1 protein-coding gene and 3 pseudogenes are annotated in these 6803 nt (G+C 36.8%); all 4 read right to left on the reverse strand.

The window, feature by feature from the left end; all coding sequences use genetic code 11:
* Positions 1 to 1124: pseudogene (locus ACFINY_RS09015) on the reverse strand (hypothetical protein); the annotation flags it as partial.
* Between the two features lie 1177 nt (positions 1125 to 2301).
* Positions 2302 to 3390 (reverse strand): annotated as a pseudogene (locus ACFINY_RS10010) (YadA-like family protein); the annotation flags it as partial.
* A 750-nt stretch (positions 3391 to 4140) separates the two neighbouring features.
* Positions 4141 to 5424 (reverse strand): annotated as a pseudogene (locus ACFINY_RS10015) (hypothetical protein); the annotation flags it as partial.
* A 1103-nt stretch (positions 5425 to 6527) separates the two neighbouring features.
* Positions 6528 to 6803, reverse strand: a 276-nt coding sequence (locus tag ACFINY_RS09025; protein ID WP_375612590.1) for a YadA-like family protein, incomplete at its 5' end; no start/stop codon positions are given.

Raw genomic sequence — 6803 nt, forward strand, 5'->3', positions numbered from 1 at the left:
TACTTAGCTCCTCCACCTAAAGATTGTGCAACTTTATCACCTAGAGCATGAAGCTGATTACCCGTTACAGCATCCGTTGACGTTCTACTAATGTCTCCATTTTTAAGAGACGTAATCTTGCTACTTGTATTCTCTTCACCATGCGTCGCTACAAAGGCATTCGCCGTTTGGCTCCAGATTAAAGAATCACTCTTTTCACCAGCAATTTCTTTGCTAATCTCATTTTTAATATTCGTGATAGAATCACCAACACCGGCAAAGGCAGACGCGACACTGTCATAAGTCGAATCAGTAACATCACCATCAGGATTAAATCGCTTAACCTTGAATGTAGGAGCATTCCACGTGCCATTCTCATACTTAGCATTACCACCTAAAGATTTTGCAACCCCAGTGCCTAACGTATAAAGCTGGGAACCATTAACGGCATCGGTTGACGTTTTTGAGAGCTCACCAGGAGAAACATCCAAAAGACGCCGTGTCTCACCTTTACTATTCCGAATAGTTATTTGAGTTAATGGTGAGGTAGGAGCAACAGTTACCATACTTGCATCATCCGCTCGGGCTAGTTCACGAGATAAGCTTCTTAAAAGAGAAAAGCTACCTGTGTTCTTATGCTGATCATCACTTTGAGATGGATTATCTTGTTTTTCCCCAATAGCATGGGGTTCCTTTATCTCAACAATCTGGTGATTTAAAGCTGCCAAAGCACTATTAGTGCCAGAAAATGCATCCGCAACACTTTTATAACCTTCTACATTCTTATAACCTTCCGTACCTGCAAATGCAGTATCAAAAGCAGCTTTAGTCTGAAACTTAATATTAAGACTTAAGTTCTTGGGAGCATCCTCCCCCTCCACAAATGCAGAGCCACTATCTCTATACAATTTACTGCCAACTACATAGGCTGGCGGTATACCTTTAAGCGCATTTGTACCACCACTAAAGTCGTTTGATATGTTATTTAAAATCTGAGTAGCAGCAGCAACAGGAGAAACATTTGATAAAAATATAATCACTGAAGCCAATGAAAACGCTTTAATAAAAAGCCGTCGATAAAACGAGCAAGAATCTTTACAATCATTCACCACTAGCGCTTTTGGTGTGGTATATAATTTTTTCATAACAAATTCTCCAAATAGGAAAGACATATTTAGAACATTAAAAAGTCATATTTCAGTGTTAGGAGTGATTAACGACGTGATTTTTTTGTTCTTTATAAAGTTTGAGTTTGCCGCAGAGGCGAACAGAAGTAATTAGAAGTCTAGCAAGGTTGCAATTAATCTTGATAAACGATGTGGTTAATGGGTTTTTTATTTTTTCCGCCTTTAAGAAGGGTGCTTTTTTTGCAACAAAACTCCTGGATGAGGGTGAAAAACAGGTATGAAGAAGACATACTTGCACCCTATTGTTAGGTCTGCGGTTTATAATTTTAAAAGTAAAAGAGTTCATTTTATATGATTAAGAAGCTGTAAGGTATTATTAGGGGAAGAGTTTAAGTTGTTGGCTGAATGATTTAGAGTACTTGTTGTGAAATTATTACGCTTTTATCGCAGGGATAAGCGGCATACTCTTAAGCTTTAGAGTAAAATAAGGATGATTGTGTGTGTTGTTCATAATCAACTGCCCCCCCTTGCGAGCATTTTTCTGTTTTTGCCAAAATGAGTCTTACTAAAGAATATTTTGTGATGTTATAGACTATTGAGTGAAATAGCAAGAAGAAAATGAATTTAATTATTTTTACAGAATGAGTCTTTCCGATTTATATAACCGTGAAATATCCTTATAACTTTAAAACTCATAGATTCCATGCACTATAGACTTGTCTAGAGATTCTGTTTCATAGTTTTATTTAAGTGTCCCATTTTGATCAAAATGAGTCTTACTAATAATTGCTGCTGTTGCGTGCCTCATGATTGCTACTGCTATGTACAGAGCAAATAAATAAAATAATAAAATAGGATTTTTAAATTTTTAAACGTATCCCCCAATGGATATTTTCTATCAATGAAATTATAGAACGTACAGTTTTAAAATACTGCGCAATTACGCACTGAGAGTACTACTCTGTATTTGTAAAATTTTTGTTAAAGTGCTTTACTTCTTACTAAAATCAATCTCACTAAGATTATTACTATAAAATACATTGGTATAAGACTTTAATTATTATAAGACTTTATAAATACTACTCTATGGCCTTCTCTGTAAAATATTACTTCTCTATAATATAAAATTTCGCCCCTGTCTAAGAAGACAAGGGCGAAACTTCGCTTAAATTGTAGTTTTTCATATTCTCTGGTGTTATTTTAATTTCAGAGTTATTCCACCACCTACACCCCACTGACCGCCAGCACTGGTTGCTGATAGATTAGAACGAATCTTGCCATCTTCAGATGTATAACCTGCACCAATCGCAAAGGCAGATTGTCCACGCCAAAAACCGCCACCAAATGAAACACTCACAGATCCTGGGTCATCGAAGTAACGTAAGTTAGAGACTGCCAAACCAATCGCTGCTGCTTGCCTTGCCTCTTTGCGCACATTCGTAATATCATAACTTAGTGCGTCAAACTTCATATCGGTATAGGATTTTGCCTCGTTAACACCATTATTGACTTGATCGTCCGTGTACTTTTTCGCACTTTCAAGAGTAATCTTCATCTGCTCCGCGGTATGATCGTATAACTGACCACCATTCACTGCGTCCTTAGAGCCATGTTCAATTTTTCCATCTTTAACATTAGTAATCAAAACAGGCTCACTGTCATCGACACCTTTTAGAGTGATGCTATTGATTTTCTTTCCGCTATCATCGGTATCATAGCTAACCGCAACATTCACCTTGTTTTCAACTTCTGTTACCCTGTCTGTAAAGCTGTCTACCTTTTTTTCAACGCCTGTTACCCTGTTACTCATCTGTGAAAACTGATTGTCAGTCACCTCATAAGTTGACTTTTCTAAAATTTCACTAGGAGCAACAGTTACCGTGGTTGAATTATCCGCCTCATCTATGGCGCTTTCTTCCTCATCTATGGCAAGAGGTAAGCTTCTTAGAAAACGTGCGCTTCTCATAAAAGGAAAGCCTTTTGAAATAACATCCGAAGGATCACCATTTTGTGGTTTACCCTCTGTTTCACCAATACCGTTCATAACCCGCTCATTTAAACCTGCCAAAGCACTATTAACGCCAGCAAATGCATCTGCAACATTAGTATATTTTTTCTCAGTTTCCTTACCATTCTTATCAAAGGCTTTAACTGTGAAAGTCGGAGCACTCCAATTTCCACCTTTATATCCAGAACCACCACCGAAATAAGTAGCAATCTGGTTGTTTATCGAATAGAGCTGAGAACCAGTTATAGCATCAGTCGACGTTTCTGAAATCTCACCAGCAGCAATATCAAAAAGACGCCGGCTTTCACCTTCACTACTCATAAAACTTACTTGTTTTAATGGTGATTTAGGAGCAACAGTTATCGTAGTTGGAACCTTCACATTACCTAAAGCACTAGGTAAGCTTCTCATAAAAGGAAAGCCTTCTGAAATAATATCATTCAAATCACCGTCTTGATGGATGTGTTCCCTTTCTTCAATACCAGGCTTATTCTTTATCTTAACAATCTCCTCATTCAAACTTGTGAAAGCACTATTAACGCCAGAAAACGCATCTGCAACATTAGTATAGTTTTTCTCAGTTGCATTACCATCCTTATCAAAGGCTTTAACTGTAAATGTAGGATGTGACCATTTTCCATCTTTATAGCCAGCACCACCGCCAAAATAACTTGCAAATGTCTGAGCCATCAAATAAATTTGACCACCATTTACTGCTTCGGTCGATGTTGCCGTAAATGCACCCCCTTTAACACCAGAGATAACTCGTGGAAAATTAATACCGTTTGCAATATCTATTCTATCACCACCCTTGTCTCCACCAATCGTAATAAGCCCAGCGCTATTTTGCTTAACAAAACTATCACCTGTCACACTTTCGATCTTTTGATTAAGATTCGTAAAAGAACTACTTACACCAGAAAGCGCATCCCCAACATTCTTATAGTTCTTTTCAGTCCCACTACCATTTTTATCAAAAACCTTAACTGTAAAAGTAGGAGCATTCCAGTTTCCATCTTTATCATATCCAGCATTATCACTAAAATAGCTAGCAACTACATTGCTCATGGCATAAAATTGAGAGCCATTTATCGCATCAGTCGATGTTGCTGTAATCGAACCAGCCTTAACACCCGCAAGAGTCCGTGCCACATTATCAACATTTGCTATATTTACCTGGACCCCTCTTACTTTTCCACCAATGGTAATAAGTCCGGCATCATCTTGCTTAACAAGATCATCACCTGTCCCATTAATGACTATATTCTCAATCTTTTTATCAAGATTTGTGAAAGAACCACTTACGCCAGTAAAGGCATCCGCAACATTAGTATACTTCTTTTCAGCTCCATTACCATCCTTATCAAAGACCTTAACTGTAAAAGTAGGAGCACTCCAGTTTCCATCTTTATAGCCAGCACCACCGCCAAAATAGCCTGCGACTACATTGCTCATGGAATAAAGTTGAGAACCATTTATCGCATCAGTGGACGCTGCTGTAATCGAACCAGCCTTAACACCCGAAAGAGTCCGAACTGCATTATCAACGTTTGCAATGCTTACCTTAGTTCCACTTACTTCTCCACCAATGCTAATAAGTCCTGTATCATCTTGCTTAACAAGACTATTACTTGCTACCTTAATATTTTCAATCTTTGCATCAAGATTCGTGAAAGAACTACTTACGCCAGTAAAGGCATCCGCAACATTCTTATAATCCTTTTCAGCTCCATTACCATTTTTATCAAAGACCTTAACTGTAAAAGTAGGAGCTATCCAGTTTCCTTTTCTATCGTATCCAGCACCACCGCCAAAAGAGATCGCAGTACTGATGCCTTGGGAAAAAAGCTGAGAACCATTGACTGCATCATACGAGATTGGCGAAACCCAACCATCAGCAACACCAGTAAGAGTCCTCAATCCATGAGAGCTATTTGCGATAGTTATTCTATTACCACCTACGTCCGCACCAATTGTAATAAGCCCTGAGCTATCTTGCTTAACAAGCTTATCATACCTGGTTTCAGCGACATAATTCTCCAAACCATACAGCGCAGAACCAACATCTCTATATATTTTACCGTTAATTATATAGGTTGGCGCAATACTTTTACGTATATTTGTACCTCCGCCAAAATACTGTGCTACATTACCCCAAAGATCACAAGCAAAAACAGGAGAAGCATTTGATAAAAAGACAGCTACTGACACTAATGAAAGCGTTTTAATAAAAGGTAATCGATAAGACGAGCAAGAATTTTTTAAATTACTCACTGCTAGCGTGTGTGGTGTGGTATATATTTTTTTCATAATAAATCCTCTAAGTAAAAAAAGATATTTAAAACATCAAAAAGACATATTCCGGTGCTACTCAGCTCCAGAGATTGTTTTTTTTGTTTTATAAAAGATTAGGGTTGTCATAATGCGGAAGAGGACTATCTAAGATATCAATGAGATAGAAGTCGACGTTGATCGATAGTCCAATTAATGTGGTTTTTATTTATCCCCCTTTAAGGAGGGGTGTTTTTCTTAAGCAGAGCCTTTAAATTTAAAGGTGAAGAAAGGTGAAAAAAGTGTAGAAAAAACATATTTGTGTACTATTATTAGGGGTTGTGTGTTTAAGAGGCAATAAAATGTTTATTGCGCAAGGGAGTTAAGTTGTTGTTGAGTAATTTAGAGCGTTTTTTGTAGGGTTATTGCGCTTTTTTCGTGAAAATAAGCGAGATATCCCTGAGTTTTATATTTGAATCTCTTAAAGCTCTTTGAAATTAGATGATTGTGATTTTGTAATTTTGCCATAGCTTACCGCACCCCGCTTTGCGAGAAGATTTCTAGTTTCTTTTAATTAATTTTTCGGACTCTATACAGATTATTAAAAAATAGCAAGGAAAAAATGAGACTTTTTATTTCTTTAAGAACACCCCTCGTGGATATTTCTATTATAAAATTATAAACTGTATAGTTTTCAAATATTGTGCGGTTACACGTACTCTGTTAATTTATATGAAAACATCCCTCTGCATTTGTAGTTTTTTTGTTAAAATGTTTCACTGTAACTAAAATTAGTCCCACTAAGATTATTATTACAGAATACATTATTATAAAACTTTACAAGTATACTACTCTATGAATTTCTGTGTAAAATATCACTTCTTATAAAATTTTTACCCTTGTCTGATGAGACAAGAAGGCAGAACGCTCTTAAAAATAAATATCGATTACTCAAATAATTCCTTTTGGAGGTGATAAATGATTTTTTCATATAAAATTTCACAAAAAATATATTTTTACTCGAAATACGCCCTTATCTTCTATTGCTATTCATTTATGATGAAAATAACTTTCCTTCTCTTTAAATGGCACATGTAACGCATTTGATAAGAGAAGGAAAATTTATTTCGAATTTTCTATTGTTAATTCAGTGTTACCCTAAATCCAGCACCTACACCCCAATGTCCCCCAGCACTCGTTGCAGATACGTTAGAGCGAAATCTTCCATTTTCAGACATATAACCAGCTCCAATAGCAAGTGCAGATTGACTGCGCCATACACCCGTACCAAGTGAAAAACTTAATTTTCCCGGTGTATCGTCATAGCTCAAATTAGATACTGCTAGACCAATAGCAGCAGCTTGTCTTGCTTCTTTCCGAACATCCTGAATAGCATAATTCAATGTCTCAAACTTCAT

This window comes from Bartonella sp. AA23NXGY (genome assembly GCF_042197165.1).
GTDB lineage: Bacteria > Pseudomonadota > Alphaproteobacteria > Rhizobiales > Rhizobiaceae > Bartonella.